The organism is Arthrobacter pasteuri (genome assembly GCF_054510955.1).
The window spans coordinates 13810-35728 of record NZ_JBTNDO010000004.1 but is presented as its reverse complement, the minus strand read 5'-3'; the positions used below and the strand labels follow the sequence as shown (position 1 = coordinate 35728).

At 69.9% G+C, this 21919-nt stretch carries 20 protein-coding genes; 17 read left to right on the top strand and 3 right to left on the bottom strand.

Going from position 1 to position 21919, the window contains the following annotated elements:
- The first annotated feature begins 86 nt into the window (after window positions 1-86).
- Genes ACX80H_RS14725 through ACX80H_RS14695 form a run of 7 tightly spaced genes read left to right on the top strand, consistent with a single transcriptional unit; the run spans window position 87 to window position 7787 of the window.
- Window positions 87-1709 carry a carboxyl transferase domain-containing protein gene (locus ACX80H_RS14725; protein WP_459314150.1) on the top strand — a complete coding sequence of 541 codons (1623 nt, stop codon included), beginning with the start codon at window positions 87-89 and terminating at the stop codon, window positions 1707-1709.
- A gap of 4 nt (window positions 1710-1713) precedes the next feature.
- Window positions 1714-3801, top strand: coding sequence for an acetyl/propionyl/methylcrotonyl-CoA carboxylase subunit alpha (locus tag ACX80H_RS14720; protein ID WP_459314149.1), 2088 nt, complete (start codon window positions 1714-1716; stop codon window positions 3799-3801).
- Entirely contained in the window at window positions 3798-4994 is a 1197-nt protein-coding gene (locus ACX80H_RS14715; protein WP_459314148.1) for an acyl-CoA dehydrogenase family protein, read from the top strand. Before ACX80H_RS14720 ends, ACX80H_RS14715 begins: the two co-directional genes overlap by 4 nt.
- A gap of 27 nt (window positions 4995-5021) precedes the next feature.
- A complete protein-coding gene (locus ACX80H_RS14710; protein ID WP_459314146.1) occupies window positions 5022-5801 on the top strand; it encodes a CoA transferase subunit A in 780 nt (259 codons plus the stop codon).
- Between the two features lie 2 nt (window positions 5802-5803).
- Window positions 5804-6463: a CoA transferase subunit B gene (locus tag ACX80H_RS14705; protein WP_459314145.1), complete on the top strand. Its 660-nt coding sequence runs from the start codon at window positions 5804-5806 to the stop codon at window positions 6461-6463.
- Window positions 6460-6969 carry a MaoC family dehydratase gene (locus ACX80H_RS14700; RefSeq protein WP_459314144.1) on the top strand — a complete coding sequence of 170 codons (510 nt, stop codon included), beginning with the start codon at window positions 6460-6462 and terminating at the stop codon, window positions 6967-6969. The genes ACX80H_RS14705 and ACX80H_RS14700 overlap by 4 nt, the downstream gene beginning before the upstream one ends.
- Window positions 6966-7787 (top strand): HpcH/HpaI aldolase/citrate lyase family protein, encoded by an 822-nt coding sequence (locus ACX80H_RS14695; protein WP_459314143.1) that lies wholly within the window; start codon window positions 6966-6968, stop codon window positions 7785-7787. The genes ACX80H_RS14700 and ACX80H_RS14695 overlap by 4 nt, the downstream gene beginning before the upstream one ends.
- 190 nt (window positions 7788-7977) lie before the next feature.
- Here ACX80H_RS14695 and ACX80H_RS14690 read toward each other — a convergent pair whose 3' ends face one another.
- The gene (locus ACX80H_RS14690; protein WP_459314280.1) at window positions 7978-9006 is read right to left on the bottom strand and encodes an ion channel; all 1029 of its coding nucleotides are present in this window, start codon (window positions 9004-9006) and stop codon (window positions 7978-7980) included.
- Window positions 9007-9123: 117 nt separating this feature from the next.
- On the opposite strand from ACX80H_RS14690, the gene ACX80H_RS14685 reads away from it, so the two are divergent.
- The 10 genes from ACX80H_RS14685 (at window position 9124) to ACX80H_RS14640 (ending at window position 19422) form a co-directional block, all read left to right on the top strand.
- On the top strand, window positions 9124-10305 hold the full coding sequence (locus ACX80H_RS14685) for an FAD-dependent oxidoreductase (protein WP_459314142.1): 1182 nt from the start codon (window positions 9124-9126) through the stop codon (window positions 10303-10305).
- A gap of 132 nt (window positions 10306-10437) precedes the next feature.
- Window positions 10438-11724, top strand: a complete 1287-nt coding sequence (gene dxr, locus ACX80H_RS14680; RefSeq protein ID WP_459314140.1) for a 1-deoxy-D-xylulose-5-phosphate reductoisomerase — start codon at window positions 10438-10440, stop codon at window positions 11722-11724.
- Window positions 11721-13064: a M50 family metallopeptidase gene (locus ACX80H_RS14675; RefSeq protein ID WP_459314139.1), complete on the top strand. Its 1344-nt coding sequence runs from the start codon at window positions 11721-11723 to the stop codon at window positions 13062-13064. The genes dxr and ACX80H_RS14675 overlap by 4 nt, the downstream gene beginning before the upstream one ends.
- Window positions 13065-13103: 39 nt before the next feature.
- Window positions 13104-13727 (top strand): MarR family transcriptional regulator, encoded by a 624-nt coding sequence (locus ACX80H_RS14670; protein WP_459314138.1) that lies wholly within the window; start codon window positions 13104-13106, stop codon window positions 13725-13727.
- A 77-nt stretch (window positions 13728-13804) separates the two neighbouring features.
- A complete protein-coding gene (locus tag ACX80H_RS14665) occupies window positions 13805-14254 on the top strand; it encodes a hypothetical protein (protein WP_459314137.1) in 450 nt (149 codons plus the stop codon).
- Between the two features lie 10 nt (window positions 14255-14264).
- Complete coding sequence (locus tag ACX80H_RS14660; protein ID WP_459314136.1) at window positions 14265-14555, top strand: YciI family protein; 291 nt, start codon at window positions 14265-14267, stop codon at window positions 14553-14555.
- Window positions 14556-14654: 99 nt separating this feature from the next.
- The gene (gene ispG, locus ACX80H_RS14655) at window positions 14655-15821 is read left to right on the top strand and encodes a flavodoxin-dependent (E)-4-hydroxy-3-methylbut-2-enyl-diphosphate synthase (protein ID WP_087072205.1); all 1167 of its coding nucleotides are present in this window, start codon (window positions 14655-14657) and stop codon (window positions 15819-15821) included.
- Entirely contained in the window at window positions 15775-16677 is a 903-nt protein-coding gene (locus ACX80H_RS14650; RefSeq protein WP_459314135.1) for a GNAT family N-acetyltransferase, read from the top strand. The genes ispG and ACX80H_RS14650 overlap by 47 nt, the downstream gene beginning before the upstream one ends.
- A 123-nt stretch (window positions 16678-16800) precedes the next feature.
- On the top strand, window positions 16801-18600 hold the full coding sequence (locus ACX80H_RS14645; RefSeq protein ID WP_459314134.1) for a proline--tRNA ligase: 1800 nt from the start codon (window positions 16801-16803) through the stop codon (window positions 18598-18600).
- 6 nt (window positions 18601-18606) lie between these two features.
- Window positions 18607-19422, top strand: coding sequence for a sulfite exporter TauE/SafE family protein (locus ACX80H_RS14640; protein WP_459314133.1), 816 nt, complete (start codon window positions 18607-18609; stop codon window positions 19420-19422).
- A gap of 34 nt (window positions 19423-19456) precedes the next feature.
- On the opposite strand, the gene ACX80H_RS14635 is transcribed toward ACX80H_RS14640, so the two are convergent.
- A complete protein-coding gene (locus ACX80H_RS14635) occupies window positions 19457-20482 on the bottom strand; it encodes an aminoglycoside phosphotransferase family protein (protein WP_459314132.1) in 1026 nt (341 codons plus the stop codon).
- The gene (locus tag ACX80H_RS14630; protein WP_459314131.1) at window positions 20475-21890 is read right to left on the bottom strand and encodes a DUF4439 domain-containing protein; all 1416 of its coding nucleotides are present in this window, start codon (window positions 21888-21890) and stop codon (window positions 20475-20477) included. The genes ACX80H_RS14635 and ACX80H_RS14630 overlap by 8 nt, the downstream gene beginning before the upstream one ends.
- Between the last annotated feature and the right edge of the window lie 29 nt (window positions 21891-21919).

Below are 21919 nucleotides of genomic sequence, written 5' to 3'. Positions count from 1 at the left end.
TCATTCTGATGGACAGGCAGGTTAATGACCACTAACCTGAATCGGGTTAGCGCCTGCTAACTGAACACTGTGCGAGGAAGTAGTCGATGGAGACTCTGGCTTCGAAGGTCGATCCGCTCTCGGCGGCGTTCGCGGCGAATTCCGCGGCCCAGACGGAACTCGTCGGGGAGCTGCGGCGCCGCCTCGCCACCGCCGCGCTGGGCGGACCGGAACGTTCCCGGGAGCGCCATGTCGCGCGCGGCAAGCTCCTGCCGCGCGAGCGCATCGACCAGCTCCTCGACGACGGCAGCCCCTTCCTGGAGATCGCACCGCTGGCGGCGAACGGCATGTACGACGACGAGTGCCCCGGCGCCGGCGTGATCGCCGGTATCGGCCTGGTCCACGGGCGCCACGTGCTCGTGATCTCCAACGACGCCACCGTCAAGGGCGGAACGTACTACCCGATGACGGTCAAGAAGCACCTCCGGGCTCAGGAGATCGCCCTCGAGAACAACCTGCCGTGCGTCTACCTCGTCGATTCCGGCGGAGCCTTCCTGCCGCGCCAGGACGAGGTCTTCCCGGATCGCAACCACTTCGGCCGGATCTTCTACAACCAGGCCACCATGTCGGCCCGCAAGATCCCGCAGATCGCAGCCGTCCTGGGCAGCTGCACGGCAGGCGGCGCCTATGTGCCGGCCATGAGCGACGAGACCGTGATCGTCCGCAACCAGGGCACCATCTTCCTCGGCGGGCCCCCGCTCGTGAAGGCCGCGATCGGCGAAGTGGTCACGGCCGAGGAACTCGGCGGCGGCGACGTGCACTCCCGCGTCTCCGGCGTCACCGACCACCTCGCCGAGAACGACCAGCACGCCCTCGAGATCGTGCGGGACATCATCGCGACGCTTCCGCCGCCCGTCCCGGCCGACCTGCACAAGACCTCGGTCCCCGACCGGCCGGTCCTCGAGCCGGTGGTCCCGCAGGACGAGCTGTACGGAGCGGTACCGACGGACGTCAATGCCTCCTACGACGCGCGCGAGATCATCGCCCGCATCGTCGACGGCTCGCTCTTCCACGAGTTCAAGCGCGAGTACGGCACCACGCTCGTCACGGGCTTCGCGACGATCCACGGCCACCGCGTCGGGATCGTCGCCAACAACGGTGTCCTGTTCAGCGAGTCCGCCCTCAAAGGAGCCCACTTCATCGAGCTCTGCGACCAGCGGGGGGTTCCCCTGGTCTTCCTGCAGAACCTGTCAGGGTTCATGGTCGGGAAGGACTACGAGGCGGGCGGTATCGCGAAGAACGGCGCGAAGATGGTCACCGCCGTCGCCACGTGCCGGGTCCCGAAGCTGACCGTCGTCGTCGGCGGTTCCTTCGGTGCCGGCAACTACTCCATGTGCGGACGCGCCTTCTCCCCGCGCTTCCTCTGGATGTGGCCCGCCGGACGCATCTCCGTCATGGGCGGGAACCAGGCCTCGTCGGTCCTCGCGACCGTCCGGCGCGACCAGCTCGAGGCCCGCGGTGAGGAATGGTCGCCCGAGGAGGAGGAGGCGTTCCGGAACCCCATCCGCGACCAGTACGAGGCCCAGGGCAACCCCTACTACTCGACGGCCCGCCTGTGGGACGACGGCGTGATCGATCCGGCCGACACCCGCACCGTCCTCGGCCTCGCGCTCGACGTGTGTGCCAACGCGCCCCTGCCTGACACCTCCTTCGGCCTCTTCCGGATGTGACCCCATGACACCGAACAGTTCCTCCCCACGGGGCTCCTGGCCCTTCGACACCGTCCTCGTCGCGAACCGGGGCGAGATCGCGAGCCGCGTCCTCCGCACCATCCGTGCGCTCGGCCTCCGCTCGGTCGCCGTCCACAGCGACGCCGACGCCGGAGCCCGGCACGTCCGCGAAGCGGACCTCGCCGTCCGCATCGGCGGGGCATCGCCGTCGGAGAGCTACCTGTCCATTCCCGCCGTGCTCGATGCGTGCCGTCGCACCGGAGCGGGGGCGGTCCACCCCGGCTACGGGTTCCTCAGCGAGAACGCCGGGTTCGCGGACGCACTGCAGGAGCAGGGCATCGTGTTCATCGGGCCCTCCGTCCACGCGCTGGACGTGATGGGGGACAAGATCCGGTCGAAGAACCACGTCGCCGGATTCGGCGTCCCCGTGGTGCCCGGCGTCGCCGAGCCCGGCCTGTCCGACGACGACCTCCTCCGGGCCGCCCGCGACGTCGGCTTCCCCCTGCTCATCAAGCCCTCGGCCGGCGGAGGGGGCAAGGGCATGCACGCCGTGCACCGTCCCGGGGACCTCCCGGAAGCGCTGGCCACGGCGCGACGTGTTGCCGAGCGTGCCTTCGGCGACGACACGCTGTTCCTCGAGCGCCTCATCGAGCGCCCCCGGCACATCGAGGTGCAGGTGCTTGCGGACTCGCACGGCACCGTTCTCCACCTCGGCGAGCGCGAGTGCTCGCTGCAGCGCCGGCACCAGAAGGTGATCGAGGAGGCTCCCTCGGCCCTGCTGGACGAGGCCACGCGCCACAGGATCGGCGAGGCGGCCTGCAATGCGGCGCGCAGCGTCGACTACACGGGAGCCGGGACGGTGGAGTTCCTCGTGTCCGATGCCGCGCCCGACGAATTCTTCTTCATGGAGATGAACACCCGCCTGCAGGTCGAGCACCCCGTGACCGAACTCGTGACCGGCGTCGACCTCGTCGAGTGGCAGATCCGCATCGCAGCCGGCGAGGAACTGCCCCTGGCGCAGAAGGACGTCGTCCTCACCGGTCACGCGGTCGAGGCGCGCGTGTACGCCGAGAACCCCGAGGCAGGGTTCCTGCCGTCCACCGGCAGCATCCTGGCACTCACCGAGCCGGCGGGGGAGGGCATCCGCGTGGACAGCTCGCTCCTGCCCGGCGGGACCGTCTCGTCGTCGTACGATCCGATGCTCGCCAAGGTCATCGCCTGGGGTGCCGACCGCGGGCAGGCACTGGACCGCCTGGACGCGGCGCTCGCCGGCACGGTGGTACTGGGTGTGGACACCAACATCGAGTACCTCCGCCTGCTCGTGAACGACGACGACGTGCGGGCGGCCCGCCTCGACACCACCCTGATCGAGCGACGGCTCCCGGGCCTGCCCTTCCGGCACGTGACCGCCGAGGAGATCGCGCTCGCCGCCGCGCTGCTCGTCGAGGCCGAATCCCCAGGACCACCAAGGCCCCGCGCATCCGCCGGGTCACCCTGGCATCGCGGCGACGGCTTCCGGCTCGGGACGGCCCGCCCCCGCACGGTGACGCTCGAACTCGACGGCGGTGCGACAGCGACCGTCCGGCTCCTGCGTGCCGGCAGCGGGTGGACCGTGTCCGGTGACGGCGGTCCGGATGCAGTCCTGGCGGTCCAGGTCGACGACGACGGCGGGGTGACCGTGGACGGCGTGCGGTCGCGCCGGCAGTACGCCGTCCACGGGGACACCGTATGGCTGGGCGAGGCCGGCTGGTCGGCCCGCCTCCGCCGGCCCGGCCGCCGGGAACTGCTCGACGCAGCCCTGTCCCGGATCACCCGCGAGGAAGGATCGGCCGACCCGCTGGTGCGGAGTCCCATGCCGGGGACCGTGGTGTCCGTGGCCGTCGAGGACGGCGCCGCCGTGCAGGCGGGCGACGTCCTGGTCGCGGTCGAGGCCATGAAGATGGAGCACCAGCTCACCGCCGCGCTGTCCGGCGTCGTCCGCCTGTCCCTGAAGCCCGGGGACCTCGTCAGGGCGCAACAGGTCGTCGCCACCATCGAGGCCGCCCCGGAGGGCGGTCGCGTACCGATCCCAGAGGAAGGGAATGCAGCATGAACTTCGAACTGAGCGATGACTACCAGGACCTCGTCGACACCGTCCGCGAATTCGCGGACGAGGTCGTGGCGCCGGTCTCCGCGAAGCACGACGCCGAGCACAGCTTCCCCTACGAGGTGGTCAAGCAGATGGGGGACATGGGCCTGTTCGGCCTGCCGTTCCCCGAGGAGTACGGGGGCATGGGCGGCGACTACTTCGCGCTGTGCCTGGCCCTCGAACAGCTGGCCCGGGTGGACCAGTCCGTGGCCATCACCCTCGAAGCCGGGGTGTCGCTCGGGGCAATGCCGGTCTACCGGTTCGGCACGGAGGAGCAGAAGCAGCAGTGGCTGCCCTCCCTCGCGGCGGGTACGGCCCTCGGCGGGTTCGGCCTCACCGAATCCGAGGCGGGCTCCGATGCCTCCGGCACGAAGACGACGGCGAGGCTCGAGGACGGCGCCGCCGGCCCCGAGTGGGTGATCAACGGCACCAAGGAGTTCATCACGAACTCGGGCACCGACATCACTTCCCTGGTCACGGTCACCGCCGTGACCGGGACCTCGGAGCGCCCGGACGGCTCCGTGAAGAAGGAGATCTCTACGATCCTCGTCCCCTCGGACACGCCGGGCTTCACGGCCGAGAAGGCCTACAACAAGGTGGGCTGGAACGCCTCGGACACGCACCCGCTCACGCTCCGGGACGTCCGCGTTCCGGAGGCGAACCTGCTCGGCCTGCGCGGCCGGGGCTACGCCAACTTCCTGCAGATCCTCGACGAGGGCCGGATCGCGATCGCGGCGCTTGCGACCGGTGCAGCGCAGGGCTGCGTGGAGGAGTCGATCCGCTACGCCGGGGAGCGGATGGCCTTCGGCAGCACCATCGGCGCCTACCAGTCCATCCAGTTCAAGATCGCCCGCATGCAGGTCAGAGCGCACACCGCCCGCCTGGCCTACTACGACGCCGCATCGCGCATGCTCGCCGGCAAGCCATTCAAGACGCAGGCCTCGATCGCGAAGCTCGTGGCCGGTGAGGCGGCCATGGACAACGCCCGCGATGCGACGCAGATCTTCGGCGGCTACGGTTTCATCAACGAGTTCGTGGTGTCCAGGCACTACCGTGACTCGAAGATCCTCGAGATCGGCGAGGGGACCACGGAGGTCCAGCTCATGCTGATCGCGAGGGAACTCGGCCTCTCGGCCGGAGCCCCCGGGGCGCAGTAGCGGCCCCGCGACACGTAAGGAGAAGCAGTGATCAACAAGGTGGTTGGCAGTGCAGCAGAGGCCGTGGCGGACATCCCCGACGGCGCATCACTCGCCGTCGGCGGATTCGGCCTGTGCGGTATCCCGGGAGCCCTGATCGAGGCCCTGCACGCGCAGGGGACGGCGGAGCTCGAGACCGTGAGCAACAATTGCGGCGTCGACGACTGGGGCCTCGGCATCCTGCTGTCCGAGCACCGGATCCGCCGGACCATCAGTTCCTACGTCGGGGAGAACAAGGAATTCGCGCGCCAGTACCTCGCGGGTGAGCTCGAGGTGGAGCTGACGCCCCAGGGCACCCTTGCCGAGAAGCTCCGGGCGGGCGGCGCCGGGATTCCCGCGTTCTACACCACGGCCGGCGTGGGCACCCAGGTCAGCGAGGGCGGCCTTCCCCAGCGGTACGACGACGCCGGCAACGTCGCCGTCGCGTCCGAACCCAAGGAGGTACGGTCCTTCGACGGCGTCGACTACGTGCTCGAAGAGTCCCTCCGCCCGGACTACGCGCTGGTACATGCCTGGAAGGGCGACCGCCACGGCAACCTCGTCTTCCATGCCACAGCGATGAATTTCAACCCGCTGTGCGCCTCCGCCGGCAGGATCACCATCGCCGAGGTCGAGGAGCTCGTCGAACCCGGCGAGCTCGATCCCGGCTCCATCCACACACCCGGGATCTTCGTCCAGCGCGTGGTCCTCGCACCCGGCACCGAGAAACGCGTCGAGAAGCGCACCGTGTCGCTCGCCGCCCCCGCGCCCGCCCCCGAAGGAGCATGACCATGGCACGAACCCGCAACGAACTCGCCGCCCGGGTTGCGCAGGAGCTGGAAAACGGACAGTACGTCAACCTCGGCATCGGCATGCCCACGCTCATCCCCAACTACATCCCGGAGGGCGTCGAGGTGGTCCTGCACTCCGAGAACGGGATCCTCGGCGTCGGCCCCTATCCCGCCGAGGACGCGGTGGACCCGGACCTCATCAACGCAGGGAAGGAGACCGTCACCGCCAACCCCGGGGCGGCGTTCTTCGATTCCGCGGCATCCTTCGGGATGATCCGCGGCGGCCACGTCGACGTCGCCGTCCTCGGTGCCATGGAGGTCGCCCGGAACGGGGACCTCGCCAACTGGATGGTCCCCGGCAAGATGGTCAAGGGCATGGGCGGGGCCATGGACCTCGTCTTCGGCGCGAAACGCGTCATCGTGATGATGGAACACGTCGACCGCTCGGGCCGCCCGAAGATCGTCGACTCCTGCTCCCTACCGCTCACGGGCAAGGGGTGCGTGAACCGGATCGTCACCGACCTCGCCGTGATCGACGTCGAACCCGACGACGGCGGCACCCTGGTGCTGCGCGAGACCGCACCCGGCGTCACCGTCGAGGACGTGATCGCCACGACCGGAGCCCCCCTGCGGATCGAACTCGGGGAAGCCGCCGCGTGAGCGGTGACGCCGTGCCGGCCGGGCGCGTCATCGAGCAGCGCGGACTGTACTTCGACGAGCTCGAAGTCGGCACGGTGTATGCGCACCGGCCCGGGCGCACCCTGACGGAGGCGGACAACGTCCTGTTCACCACCCTGACCATGAACACCCAGGCCCTGCACCTCGACGCTGCCTGGTCCGCCGGGCAGCCCTTCGGGCAACGGCTCGTGAACTCGATGCTGACCCTGGCGACGCTCGTCGGCCAGTCGGTCACGCAGCTCACCCAGGGCACCATCGTGGCGCAGCTGGGGCTCACCGACGTCGCCTTCCCCCGGCCGCTCTTCCACGGCGACACCCTGTACACCGAGACCGAGATCACCGGTGTCCGCCCGTCGTCCTCGCGCCCCGGACAAGGCATCGTGTCCATGGCCCACACCGGGCGCAACCAGCACGGCGATGTCGTGGCGACGGCGACCCGCAGCGTGCTGATGTGGTCCTCGACGGCAACCAGGGAGGGACAGTCATGAGTGCATCCACCCTCGGTCCCGCGCTGCTCTTCTGCCCGGCGGACCGCCCCGAGCGCTACGGCAAGGCCGCCGACCGCGCCGACACTGTCATCCTCGACCTGGAGGACGCCGTCGCGCCCGCGGCCAAGGAAACCGCGCGGGCGGCGCTCGCCGAGGCTCCACTTGCCCCCGAGCGCACCGTGGTGCGGCTCAACGCGGTGGGCACGGCGGACTTCGAACTCGACTGCGAAGCCGTCCGCCGCACCGGCTACCGCACCGTCATGCTCGCCAAGACGGAGTCGCCCGAACACGTCGCGGCGGTTCGGAAGGCACTCGGGGACGTCGAGGTCATCGCCCTCGTCGAGACGGCCCGCGGCGTCGTGGAGGCCGCAGCGATCGCCCGCGCCGAGGGCGTCACCGCGCTGATGTGGGGCGCCGAGGACCTCGTCGCCTCGCTGGGCGGCACCTCCAGCAGGACGTCGGACGGCACCTACCGGGCCGTGGCACTCCAGGCGCGCTCGCAGGTACTCCTCGCGGCCGGGGCGGTGGGCGTGGGCTGCATCGACGCCGTCTACGTCGACATCGCCGACACCGAGGGCCTCTCCGCCGAGGCCGAGGATGCTGCCGCCTCGGGCTTCGCCGCAAAGGCGTGTATCCACCCCAGCCAGGTCGCCGCGATCCGTGCCGCTTTCGCTCCCGCCGACGACGAGGTGGAGCGCGCCCGTGCGCTGCTCGCCGCCGCGGAGGGGGAGCGGGGCGTGTTCGCCTACGAGGGGCGCATGGTGGACGAGCCGATCCTCCGTCATGCACGCAGCATCCTGGCGAGGGCCCGGGCGTGACGGTGGGCCGGGGACCGGGCGAGCGGACGCAGGAGCAGGCTGCGGGATACTCGATGACCTTTCATGAGGTTCGATGACCTGATCCTGCTGGTGGGCGAGTATCCGTGTGGTGGCCACCGCTGATGGGGGCGTTCGGGGTCGCTCAGGCCGGTACAGCTGGGGTGGGGCCGCGATCGGCATGACCCTCGGACTACCGTGTCAAGGCGCGGATGATCTCCTCGCCGGAAAGCCTTCGTTCTCCGACGTAGTACAGGACGGCACTTTCGGGCAATTGCGCGTCCCATTCGGGATTGATGACGGCACCCTCGTGCTGGACGGCGAGCACCGTGGTGGTGAAGTTCCGTCCCAGAGCTTCCTGAACCTGCCCGAAGGTCGCCTGCGGGAGTGCTCGGGGCAGTCGCGTGCTGTAGGTGTTCCGACCGCCATGACTCATCAGGTCGGCGTAGATGACAGCGATGCCGGGGTCCTGCAACTCCTCGGTGGCAAGCCGAGGTGAGTGCCACTGAACACAGCGGACACCAGCGTCGATGTAGGAGAAGTTGCGGGCGCGGCTCATATCGCGCAGCGTGACGACGGTGTGCGCACCGGGGTTCACATGCGTGACGGCTACGGTGACCGCGAGTGCTTCATTATCATCGCGGGCGTCGATGAGCACGCGCGCGGCACGGTGCACGCCGGCACGCCGCAGCACGCTTTCCTCGGTGAGATCACCGCGGACGAAGCCGAGGTCGGGCTGCTCGGGCATCGGATTCTCCGGAACGTCCTCCCAGGCGCACAGGGCAACCGGATGAACGTCATCAGCGACGATCTCGTGGATCAGTCGTTGGGTGCGTCCAGGCGTGTAGCCCACGATCACGAGGTGGTTCGACATATCCAGATCCTTCTGGCCCTTCATGCGGTGTCCCTTCGCGTTATCGATCGCGGTTGCAATGCTGGTGAACAGGGTGGTCAATGTCACGATGCCACCGACGATCACGTAGCCCCCGACCGCGCGGCCGCCGACCGTGGTCGGAAAGTAGTCGCCGTACCCGACCGTGGCGGCGGTGACCAGAAACCACCACCAGTAGTTTCCCGCCGACGTGATCGTGTTGCTCGACGGCTCAGCCCACACCATGAGAGGCCAACTGGTGAGGAACACCACGATGATGATCAGCGCTGGTAATACCCAAATACGCCTGCGCCCGAGTCGTCGGATGAGACGGATCAGTACAAATGGCACCCTGCGCACCCTTCTCGGTTCCGGAACAGCACCGGTTGACCATACCCCGCCAGATCCGCCCTCGACCGGCTGGTCGGCGTAGGCTCGGTCAGCAAAGGCTGTTGGGAGGGTGTTGTCATGACGGTCGAGCACCACGCAGTAGTTGTCGGCGGGGGCATTGCAGGCCTGGCTGCGGCGGTTTCTCTCCTACAAGAGGGCTGGAAGGTGACTGTGCTCGAGCGGGCGCGGGCCTTCACGGAGGTCGGTGCAGGCCTGACGATCACTCCTAATGGGATGTCGGCTCTGGCACCTCTTGGCGTCGACGCTGCTGTCCGCGCTGCGGGTTATCGGATACGTATGGCCGGCACCACCGATGAACACGGCTCATGGTTGTTGCGCGTCCCTCCCGCCAGGACATCCAGCTCGAGCCAGGAGGTCTACGGGATCCACCGACAGGACCTCCACGGCGTGCTGCTTGCTGCTGCTCACGGGGCCATGTTGATGGGTGGTACCCGGGTCGTCAGCGTCACTCCGGGTATACCGGGCGGAGCCAAGGCACGAGTGGACTGTGTGAGCGCGACGGGTGCCGTGTCCTATGATGCCGATCTTGTCATCGGGGCCGACGGTCTTCGCAGCACTGTCAGGGGCCTCGTTGCTTCAGGAACAGCGCCGCGGTTCAGTGGCAAGTCGTCGTGGCGTGGAATCGTGCCCGACTCGGCGCTTGTGACAGAGGATTTCACTGTTCGATGGGGCCCGGGAACAGAGTTCGGGGCCGTACGTATCGGAGCTGCCCAGGTGTACTGGTACGGGTACACCTCCTCGGAGGAAGGCTATCGCTGGCCCGATGAGAAGGCCGCCGCCATGCATCATTTCCGCGAATGGGCGGACCCCGTACGTCCTCTCATCGATCGCACCCCGGGTGACCAGGTATTGCGTCACGACGTCTACGACCTCGCCCCTCACCTCAGGACCTTTGTCTTCGGACGGGTCGTGCTCATCGGCGACGCAGCACACGCCATGATCCCCACCATGGGGCAAGGAGCGAACTCCTCGCTGGAGGACGGCGCCTGCGTCGGACTCCTGATCGGTCGACCCGTCAACGAGGGAGTGTCCCTGCAGTCGGCATTGAGCACTTTCGACGCGTCCCGCCGCCCTCGCACGCAGAAGATAGCCCGCCGATCGCGAAGCGCCGGGCGCTTCGGTGCTGGGCTTGAGAGCAGGATCAGCATCACTGTTCGCAACACCGTGATGAGAGCGGTGCCGGCCGGACCGGCGATGAAAGCAGGAGCATCGGTGCTCACGTGGCAAGCCACGACCTGAGCGCGCACCGATCGCACCCCCATCTTCATCGGTCTCGAGTCATCCGCAGCCCTCGAACCACTGACGGGTGACGCTGGAAAGGAACTCACTCCACTGCGCAACACTCCTTTCCCGCTGCGAGATACTGGGGCCATGGATTTCAGCAACCCCTCCCGGCAGCATCGGCGCGTCTCCATCCTCGGTTCCACCGGTTCCATCGGGACCCAGGCACTCGACGTGATCGCCGCGGCTCCCGACCGCTTCAGCGTCGCCGGACTCAGCGCGGGAGGGCGAAACCTGGAGCTCCTCGCCCGTCAGGCCGTCGCGGTCCTGGCTCCCGCCGTCGGGGTCGCCTCCGCATCGGAGGCGGACCTCGAGCGCGCGATTGGACACGCCGCCGATGACGCCGGCGTCACCGGGTACGCGCCGGAACTGTTCGCGGGCGACAGCGCTGCAGCGAAGGTGGCGGCCTGGCCCGACGCCGACGTGGTCCTGAACGGCATCACCGGCTCGATCGGCCTGGAGCCGACCCTTGCCGCGCTCGCGGCCGGACACCTGCTCGCACTGGCCAACAAGGAGTCGCTGATCGCCGGGGGAGCGCTCGTGCGTGCGGCGGCCGCCCCCGGGCAGCTCGTCCCCGTCGACTCCGAGCACTCCGCCATTGCCCAGGCGCTCCGCGGCGGCACGACCGACGAGGTGGACCGCCTGGTCCTCACGGCGTCCGGTGGCCCGTTCCGTGGCCGGACGCGCGCGCAGCTGCGGGACGTCACGCCGGCGCAGGCCCTCGCCCATCCGACGTGGGACATGGGCCGGGTGATCAGCACGAACTCCGCCTCCATGGTCAACAAGGCCCTCGAGGTGATCGAGGCGCACCTCCTCTTCGACATCCCGCTGGAGCGGATCGACGTCGTCGTCCACCCGCAGTCCGTCATCCACTCGATGGTGCAGTTCATCGACGGCTCCACGCTGGCCCAGGCCTCCCCGCCCGACATGCGTCTCCCGATCGCCCTCGGGATCGGCTGGCCGTTCCGGGTGCCGGGGTCGGCGCGTGCCTGCGACTGGAGCCGGCCCACCGAGTGGACCTTCGAGCCGCTGGACGAGGAGCCCTTCCCGGCGATCTCGCTCGCCAAGCGCGCGGCAGCCGAGGGCGGCACGCGCATGGCCGTCTACAACGCCGCGAACGAGGAGGCCGTGGATGCCTTTCACAGGGGAGCCATAGGTTTTCCTGACATCGTGGACACGGTGGCCGCCGTCGTCGACGACCAGCGTGCCGAAGAAGGCGCGGGTGCCGGTGGGGCGCTGAGCCTGGCCGCGGTGCTCGACGCGGAGCGCTGGGCACGGGCGAGGGCCCGGGTCCGTTGTGGCCTCGCGGAAGCTCCGTCGGGGTCGCCGCTGCCGGGTACGGCAGCCCGATCGGAAGACCAGAAGGACAAGCTGTGACTGTTCTCTTGTTTCTCGCCGGCGTGCTCTTCGTCGTGATCGGGATCGCGGCGTCGATCGCGCTGCACGAGGTGGGCCACCTGGTGCCCGCGAAGCTGTTCCGGGTCCGCGTCACGCAGTACATGGTCGGATTCGGTCCCACCATCTGGTCCAGGCGACGCGGGGAGACCGAGTACGGCCTGAAGGCGATCCCGGCCGGCGGTTACGTCTCGATGGTGGGCATGTTCCCTCCCGCGACCACGGCGGCCGGTGCGGTGCGCCAGTCCAGCACCGGTGTCTTCCAGCAGCTCACCAACGACGCCCGGCAGGCCGCCGCCGAACAGCTGCAGCCCGGGGACGAGAACCGCGTCTTCTACAAGCTGCCCATCTGGAAGCGGATCGTCATCATGCTCGGCGGGCCATTAATGAACCTCCTGATCGGGACGGTCCTGTTCGCCGTGCTCATCATGGGTTTCGGCACCGCCCAGGCGACCACGACGGTGTCCGAGGTCTACCGGTGCGTGGTGCCGGCGAGCCAGCAGGCGGCCACGGGCCAGACCGACTGCGCCCCGGATGATCCCGCCGCCCCCGCCTTCGAGGCGGGCCTCGAGCCGGGGGACCGCGTCGTCGCCTTCGACGGCAGGGAGGTCACGAACTGGGACGAGTTCTCCGGCTGGATCCGCGACGCAGCGGGACGCGAGGTCGGCATCACGGTGGTGCGCGACGGCGAGACCCTCGACTCCCGGATCACCCCCCTGCTGACGGAGCGGCCGGTCACGACGGTCGACGGCGCCGTCGAGGTCGACGACGAGGGCAACGCCGTGACCCAGGAGGTCGGTTTCATCGGCGTCGGGTCGACGCAGGAACTGGTGCCGCAGCCGGCGAGCGAGGTACTCCCGGCCGTCGGCGACTCGCTGGCCCGCGTCGCGGGAGTGGTCCTGAACCTCCCGCAACGCGTCGTGGAGGTCGGCCAGGCAGCGTTCTCGGATGCGCCGCGTGATCCGGAGGGCCCCATCAGCGTGGTGGGTGTCGGCAGGATCGCGGGGGAGATCTCAGCGATGGAGGAGATCCCCGTGGCCTCCCGCGCGGCGACGCTCGTTGGACTCGTCGCCGGCGTGAACCTCGCCCTGTTCGTGTTCAACCTGGTTCCGCTCCTCCCGCTCGACGGCGGGCACGTGGCGGGAGCTCTCTGGGAGGGGCTGCGCCGCGGGATCGCCCGCCTGCTGAAGCGTCCGGACCCGGGACCCTTCGACATGGCCAAGCTCCTGCCGCTCACCTATGCCGTGGCGATCCTGCTCATGGGGATGGGTGTCCTGCTGGTCTATGCCGACATCGTGAAGCCGGTCGACCTCTTCGGTTGACCGGTTGTAATCCGGAATTCAACCCCATACGGTTGATGAGTGTTCGTTCTCACCATCGACCAGGCAGGCAGCCGTTCCTCGGAGGATCGCATCCCGGAACTGCTGGAGCTCCTGCATCCCATTCCCGCAGTGCTGCCCTGGGAGCGGTCCGTCGGTGACGAGGCGCAGGGCGTCGTCGCCTCCGCGGGCGATGTCGTCGAGGCCACGATGCTCTGCCTGCGCGCGGGCGGCTGGTACGTCGGCATCGGCATCGGAGAGGTGGAGCGGCCCTTTCCGGCCTCCCCCCGGGAGGGTCGCGGGTCTGCCTTCGTCGCTGCCCGGAAAGCCGTCGACCGCGCCAAGAAGACGGGGGACCGCGCGCCCCTCGCCGTCGAGGGCCCGGATGGCCGGGCCGCCGGCCCAGGGGAGGCGGAGGGAGTGCTCGCGCTGCTCGGGCGCCACGTTCTGGGCCGCTCGGAGGCCGAGTGGCGGATCCTGGATCTCCTCCAGCCCGGCGAGCGCGGCACGCAGACAGCCGTGGCACGGACCCTGGGCATCAGCCCGCAGGCCGTGAGCAAGGCCGCGGCCCGCGCCGCCTGGCACGAGGAGCACGCCGTCCGGCCGGCAGCCGCTCGCCTCCTGGCCTGGGTGGATGACGGCGCGGCCGAGGAGCCGATCGCCTAGCTGTGTCGCGCGCCGGGTTGCGCCGCACCGTTGGGGGTGCCGTGGGGTAGACATGGAGGAAGGACGAAGGAGGCTCGGTGGACGCACTATGGATCGCGGTGGCGCTGCTCGTCGCGGGCGGCATCGGGTCACCCGTGACCATGCTCGTGCTGCGCCTGGCCCGCTCGGTCGACACCGCGGAACGACGCCGCGAGGAGCCGCCCGAGCCGGCGGACCAGCCCCAGCTCGACCTCCCCGAACCACCCGCCGATCCGCCCCAGGCACCGGTCGACGCCCTGCCGCCGGGGGTGCTTCGCGGAGGGCTGGTCATCGGCGTGCTGGAGCGGCTCGCGGTGACCGTCGCCATCCTCGGCGGGCAGCCGGTCGCCATCGCGTACGTCGTCGCGATCAAGGCTCTGGGGCGCTACGCAGAACTCAAGGAGACCCCGGCGGCTTCCGAGCGGTTCATTATCGGCACGCTGGCCTCGATGCTCTGGGCTGCGGGCGTGGCGACGATCATCAAGGTCTACCTGCTGCCGGTCCCGTAGGGTGAAGCCCATGAGTATCTTCGCCGTCGAGTACGTCTACAGCCCCGACCAGAACGACCTCCGCGCCGAGCACCGGCCGGCCCACCGGGCCTGGCTGCAGGGGCTCGTGGAGCAGGGCCGCGTCCTGGCTTCCGGTCCCTTCTCGGATGGCACGGGTGCCCTCCTGGTCTTCTCCGCCGAGACCGAGGCGGACCTCAACCAGCTCGTGAGCCAGGACCCGTTCGCCGTCGTCGGGGCCATCGCGGCCGTCAAGACCATCGGGTGGAATCCCGTCGTCGGAGCGTTCCGCGACCTCGTGTGACCTGGATCGCCACGGGGCCGTCGGCCGCCGGGGCGGGTGGATAATGAAATCAAGAATCTCGTCGGACGAGCGGTCAAGGCCGCCAGCATGGAGGATGTTTTGACCTCGGTCAACCTAGGAATGCCAGCAGCACCGCCGCCCGTCCTCGCCCCCCGGCGCAAGACCCGCCAGATCAAGGTCGGATCGGTGGGCGTCGGATCGGATTCCCCGATCAGCATCCAGTCGATGACCACCACCCCCACCACGGACATCAACGCGACGCTCCAGCAGATCGCGGAACTGACCGCCACCGGTTGCGACATCGTCCGCGTGGCCTGCCCGTCCGCGGACGACGCCGCCGCGCTCCCGATCATCGCGAAGAAGTCCCAGATCCCCGTGATCGCCGACATCCACTTCCAGCCGAAGTACGTCTTCGCCGCGATCGACGCCGGCTGCGCGGCTGTGCGCGTCAACCCCGGCAACATCCGGAAGTTCGACGACCAGGTCAAGGAGATCGCCGCGGCCGCAAAGGCCGCCGGGACCTCCATCCGCATCGGCGTCAACGCCGGTTCACTGGACCCGCGCCTCATGGAGAAGTACGGGAAGGCAACGCCCGAGGCCCTCGTCGAGTCCGCCGTCTGGGAAGCATCCCTCTTCGAGGAGCACGACTTCCACGACTTCAAGATCTCCGTGAAGCACAACGACCCCGTGATCATGGTCCGGGCCTACGAGCTGCTCGCCGAGCGCGGCGACTGGCCCCTGCACCTCGGCGTGACCGAGGCCGGACCGGCCTTCCAGGGCACGATCAAGTCCGCTACCGCCTTCGGGGCGCTCCTGTCCAAGGGCATCGGCGACACCATCCGCGTCTCGCTCTCGGCCCCGCCGGTCGAGGAGATCAAGGTAGGCAACCAGATCCTGCAGTCGCTCAACCTGCGTCCCCGCAAGCTCGAGATCGTGTCCTGCCCGTCCTGTGGCAGGGCCCAGGTGGACGTCTACACGCTCGCCGAGGAGGTCACCGCCGGCCTCGAGGGCATGGAGGTCCCGCTGCGCGTGGCCGTCATGGGCTGCGTCGTCAACGGGCCGGGCGAGGCCCGCGAAGCCGACCTGGGTGTCGCATCCGGCAACGGCAAGGGGCAGATCTTCGTTCGGGGCCAGGTCATCAAGACTGTCCCCGAGGACCAGATCGTTGAGACACTCATCGAGGAAGCGATGCGGCTCGCAGAGGAAATGGGTGAGGCTGATGGCGAAACTGCTGGCCAGGGTGGCCCCATGGTTACCGTTAGCTAGGCCCCAGCCCGATCCCGAAGGGCCCTGGTCCTTCCGGGTCCTCGGCGAGGAGGACACGAGGGACCTCTGGGCGATCGTCGCCGCCGATCCGGTGGCCAACGTGTTCGTAGCCTCCCACCTCGAGTCCATGGGCACGGCCGCGCCGTCGTTCTCCGGCGGTGAGATCATCGGCATGTTCCGGCACAACGAGCTGCGTGCTGCCTGCTGGGCCGGCGTGAACCTCGTGCCGATCGGCGTGACGGACGAGACCGGAGCCATCTTCGGCGATCACCTCGGCCGGTCGGGCCGGACCTTCTCGTCGATCTTCGGGCTCTCCGAGGGGGTCATGGACCTGTGGTCGACGCTCGAGGACTACAGTGCCGAGCCGTTCGACGTGCGCCCCACGCAGCCGCTCATGGCCATCGACACGGACCCGCTGATCGCCCCCGCGCCGGACCTCCGGTTCACGCGGCCCGACGAACTCGACCGGCTCCTGCCCGCCTGCGCCGCGATGTTCGAGGAGGAAGTGGGCTACTCGCCGTTCATCGGCGGGTCGGACCACTACCGGCGCCGCGTCGCATCCCTCATCAGCAGGAAGCACTCGCTCGCCGCGTTCGGTGACGACGGCGAGGTGGTCTTCAAGGCCGAACTGGGCACGGTGTCCTCCCAGGCCGTGCAGGTGCAGGGTGTCTGGATGAACCCCGACCACCGGGGCAGGGGGCTGAGCGCCGCCTACATGGCCGCCGTCGTCGACGCCGCCCGCTCGCTGGCCCCGACCGTGAGCCTCTACGTGAACTCCTACAACGCACGGGCCCTCGCGGCCTATCGGCGTGTGGGCTTCGAGCAGGTGGACACGTTCGCGACCATCCTCTTCTGAGGAGGGATCCGGACGCGGCGGCCCGCGGCGGTCCAGCGGGCGGGACCCGCTAGATTGGTACCTGTTGTTTCCCGCCGGACGGCGGGAAGGTGAATGGCAGTACCGATATGAACGGACACCCGCGTGGTCTTACGACTCTCGACCCTTTTCCTGCGCACCCTGCGTGAAGATCCAGCCGACGCCGAAGTCGCGAGCCACCGCCTCCTGGTGCGCGCGGGCTACATCCGGCGCGCGGCGCCGGGTATCTACAGCTGGCTGCCGCTGGGGCTCAAGGTCCTCGCACGGGTCGAGGCGATCGTCCGCGAGGAGATGGAAGCCATCGGCGCGCAGGAAGTCCACTTCCCGGCGCTGCTGCCGAAGGAGCCCTACGAGGCGACCAACCGCTGGACCGAGTACGGCGACGGCATCTTCCGCCTGAAGGACCGCAAGGGCGCGGACTACCTCCTCGCGCCGACGCACGAGGAGATGTTCACGCTGCTCGTGAAGGACCTGTACACCTCGTACAAGGACCTCCCCGTGAGCCTCTTCCAGATCCAGACCAAGTACCGGGACGAGGCCCGCCCCCGTGCCGGCCTGCTCCGCGGACGCGAGTTCATCATGAAGGACTCCTACTCGTTCGACATCGACGACGAGGGCCTGGAGGCAAGCTACCAGCTGCACCGCGCCGCGTACCTCCGCATCTTCGAGCGCCTCGGACTCGAGGTGGTCCCGGTGACGGCGACGGCCGGGGCGATGGGCGGCTCGAAGAGCGAGGAATTCCTGCACCCGACACCCATCGGCGAGGACACCTTCGTCCGGTCCGCCGGGGGCTACACCGCCAACGTGGAGGCCGTCACCACGGTGGTCCCCGAGGCGATCGACTACACCGACGCCCCCGCCGCCGAGGTGCGCGACACCCCCGACACCCCCACCATCGGCACCCTCGTGGACCATGCCAATGCCGCGGTGCCCCGGGACGACCGCGCCTGGACCGCCGCCGACACCCTCAAGAACGTCGTGCTGGCCGCCGTCCTGCCCACCGGCGAGCGCGAGATCGTCGTCGTCGGCGTGCCCGGCGACCGCACCGTGGACCTCAAGCGCATCGAGGCGAACATCGCCGGCCACCTCGAGACCGGCGGCGAGGTCGCTGTCGAGGCCGCCAACGAGGAGGACCTGAAGAAGCACCCGGGCCTCGTCAAGGGGTACATCGGCCCCGGGCTCGCACTGGACTCCGCCGTCATCGGCGCCGAGGCGTCCACCGGCCTCCGGTACCTCGTGGACCCCCGCGTGGTTCCCGGCACGTCGTGGATCACGGGTGCCAACGAGCACGGCAGGCACGTCTTCGGGCTCATCGCGGGCCGCGACTTCGCCTGGGACGGTGTCATCGAGGCGGTCGAGGTGCGCGAGGGCGACGAGGCACCGGACGGATCGGGACCGCTGATCGCTGCCCGCGGCATCGAGATGGGCCACATCTTCCAGCTCGGCCGCAAGTACGCGGACGCGCTCGGGCTGAAGGTCCTCGACCGGAACGGCAAGCTCGCCACGGTCACCATGGGCTCGTACGGCGTCGGGGTCACGCGCGCCATCGCCGCCCTCGCCGAGTCCAACCACGACGACCGCGGCATCGTCTGGCCCCGCAACGTCGCTCCCGCCGACGTCCACATCGTCGCGACCGGCAAGGGAGCCGAGGTGTTCGAGGCCGCGGAGAAGCTCGCCGCAGAGCTGGAGGCGGCCGGCCTCGCCGTCCTGTACGACGACCGGCCCAAGGTGTCCCCGGGCGTGAAGTTCGGCGACGCGGAGCTCATCGGCGTGCCCACCATCGTCGTCGTCGGGCGTGGGCTGGCGGACGGGGTCCTCGAGGTCAAGGACCGCAGGACGGGTGAGGCGCAGAACGTCCCCGTCGCCGAGGCTGCCGCGCTGCTGCGCGGATTCGCCGCCTCCTAGTCCGCTGTGGGCTCGGGACTCGAGGAACTGCACCTCGCGACGATCCTGCTGGTGCTCGTCGCGGGGTTCGCCGCCGGGTGGGTGGATGCCGTCGTCGGCGGAGGCGGTCTGCTGCAGCTGCCGGCGCTGCTGCTGGTACCCGGCATCGCGCCCGTCGAGGCCCTGGCCACCAACAAGCTCGGGTCCATCTTCGGAACGACGACGAGCGCCGTCACCTACTACCGGCGGGCCCACCCGGACCTGAGGACGGCGCTGCCGATGGCGGGGATCGCGCTCCTCGGCAGCTTCGGCGGGGCGGTCCTCGCGGCGTCCCTGCCGTCGTCGGTCTTCAAACCGGTCATCGTGGTGGCGCTGGTCGCCGTTGCGGTGTTCACCGCGCTGAAGCCGTCGGTCGGGACGCTCACGGAGCTGCGCCACCAGGGAGCGCGGCACTACGGGACGGCCGGCGCGATCGGGCTCGTCATCGGGTTCTACGACGGCCTGATCGGGCCGGGTACGGGTTCCTTCCTCATCATCGCGATGGTCACGCTGCTCGGCTACAACTTCCTCGGTGCCAGTGCGAAGGCGAAGATCGTCAACATGGCGACCAACTTCGGTGCCCTGATGTTCTTCCTCCCGAACGGCTCCATCCTGTGGGGGCTGGGGCTCCTGCTCGGCGTCGCGAACATGGCCGGTGGCTACACCGGGTCGCGCATGGCGATCAGCCAGGGCAGCAGATTCATCCGGATCGTGTTCCTGGCCGTGGTGGGAGCCCTGATCCTCAAGCTCGGATACGACGTCTGGGTGGAGAACGTGCGCCCGTTCCTGGCCGGGACCCGGTAGCTGTGGGGCCCGGTAGCAACCGGCGCCGGCTGCGCTAGAGGACCGGCAGCTCGCCGACCGGCGGCAGTCCGTCCAGTGTCCGCCCGAGCACGGAACTCGCCACCCACAGGGACCGCTGCGCGTCGCCCGTCCGGCCATGGGTGAGGTAGGACAGCGCGTTGCGCACCTCACGGACCACGGTCCAGCCCCGGGCGAGGCCGGCGTCGAGACCGGCGGCCGTCGCCAGGGCCGTGGAGTGGGCGTGGAGGTGACCCGCCGGGTCCGCGGCGTCGAGCTCGGACAGGCGGTTCCACAGCATCGGTGCCAGGGCGTACTCGGCGTCGCCGAGCACCGGCTTCGGGTCGATCGCGGTGAACTCCCGCAGCTGACCCTGCGAGGACGGCAGCAGGTTTCCGTAGTGCAGGTCGGAATGCACGAGGACGTCGCGCTGCGACCGTCGCCCGACGATGCCGCGCGACTGGCACACCTCGAGCGCGGACTCCATGAGCCACCGCGGGAACGGTTCGCCGAGTTCGTGCCACCGGGCGGGAAGGGTGTCCGTCCACCGCTCGGCGTCGGACGCGAGGTGCGGGAACGCGGCCCAGGGGGCGCTGTCGCCGGCCGGTATCGACAGCCGGCGCAGCACACGGCCCCACGGTTCGGGCGTCTCGTCGAGCGGCACGTCCATCAGGGAGTGGTCGCCGTCGAGCCGGTCGAGCAGCAGCGCGAAGTCGGGGCGCGACGCCGCCTGCAGGCGCACCGCCCCCGTCCCGTCCCAGAGTTCCAGCGCATCCGGCTCCGGCAAGGCCTCGTCGTGCGGGATCGTCAGTTTGAGGACGGCCTCCGCGGGATCATTCCCGTCCCGTCGGACGACGGGGACGACGACGGCGCACTGGCCCGCCCACACGGGCTGTCCGTGCCGCAGATCGAGGACCAGGTTCCAGGCCTCGATCCTCCCTGCCAGCAGTTCACGCCACTCCCGGGTCCACCGGGCACCGCCGTCGATGCTCCGCGCGCTCTGCAGGAGTCGGGGTGGCAGGTCCGGAAGAGCGCCCGGGACGCGGTCCTGATTGCTAACCACGGTCGGGTCCTGCCGGCGCCGGGGTGTCCGCGGGAGCCGGTGTGTCCGCGGGAGCCGGAGTCGCCCCCGACATCGACGCACCCGCGGAACCCCCCACGGATCCAGCCGCGGATCCAGCCGTCAGGCCGGGGAAGGCATCGAGCGGCGTTCCGGCCTCGAGGCTGCGCTGGACGGCTGCGTTGTAGGAGGCGACGGCCCAGGCGCGGACGTCCGGGCCGACAGCGGACACGAGGCCGGCGTACAGCTCGGCGTGGTCCTGTTCGAGCTCCCGGAGGGCTGCCTCCGGATCGGAGCGGAAGGGCGGGGCAATCGCGAAGCCTGCAGGCGCAGGGGCCACGGGGACGCAGAGCTCCGCGAGGCGTCGGGCGGCGGCGTCGGCCGCCGCCTGGTGGACAGCCGAGCGAGTGAGCGCTGCTGCGGGGTCGGGCAGCAGGGCGGCGGCGACCTCGTAGCCGTAGCGGGCCTCCTCTTCGGCCGTTTTCGCGTTCACCAGGGCCTGCCGGTCAGCCTCGGTCCCGAGGGGGGTCCCGGCGCAATCGTCGGAAGCGGCAGGGTCGGCCGACGAGGCCGGAGCGGGGACGCCGGCGGGGTCGGTAGGACCGGCTGACGTGGTGGGGCCAGCGGGAGCGGCAGGGTCGGCCGGAGCAGCGGATCCGACTTCGCCGGCCGTGAGGTCCGCGGCGGACAGGGTGTCGGCAGCAGGGAGCCCGCTCTCAGCCCCGAGCGTCTGCCCGATGAGCACCGCCTGCCGCCACTGGTTGGCCCCCGCGGAGGCCAGCACCCGGGCGGGACCGGGTTCGGCGTCGACGGCGTCCCGCAGGCTTCGCAGGGCGCTGTCCCGGAGCATCGACAGGAAGCGCGGTCCGTCCACCGGCACCCCGGCACTCGAGGATGCTCCCGGCGCCGGCGCCGGGGCCTGGTCGCCGGGCGTATGACTGCCGGACGTAGAACTGCCGGGCGTCGCACTGCCGGACGTAGGACTGGGCGACGCGGTGCCGGCCTGCGCGGCGCCGCCGGCATCCGTCCCCCCCGGTGCAGGGGCGGGGGAGCGCGGCAGGGAGACGGCGTCCGCCTGCGCGTCCAGGTCGGCGGCGGCCGCCTCCAGACGCTCCCCGAGAACGGGCTCGAGGGCCGGCTGGAGGGCCCGTGTTGCCCGCGCGTCGGCGGCCAGCGCGCGGTACCGTCCCTCGGCGTCGAGCTGGACCTGTTCGGCGGCCGAGTAGACGGGGGCGGCCGGTTCGGCCGACCAGAGCCCGATCCCGACGACGATCCCGGCTCCGAGCAGGACGACGGCGAACAGGCCGGTGAGCCCCGCGGACCAGCGCAGGGCGCGTCCGGCGACGCGGCTTCCGCGCACCCGCTGTCCGCCCGTCTCCGCCCGCATGATCACAGTTCCCGATGATGCCACGGTGGGTTGCGTTTCACCCGGTCCTACCC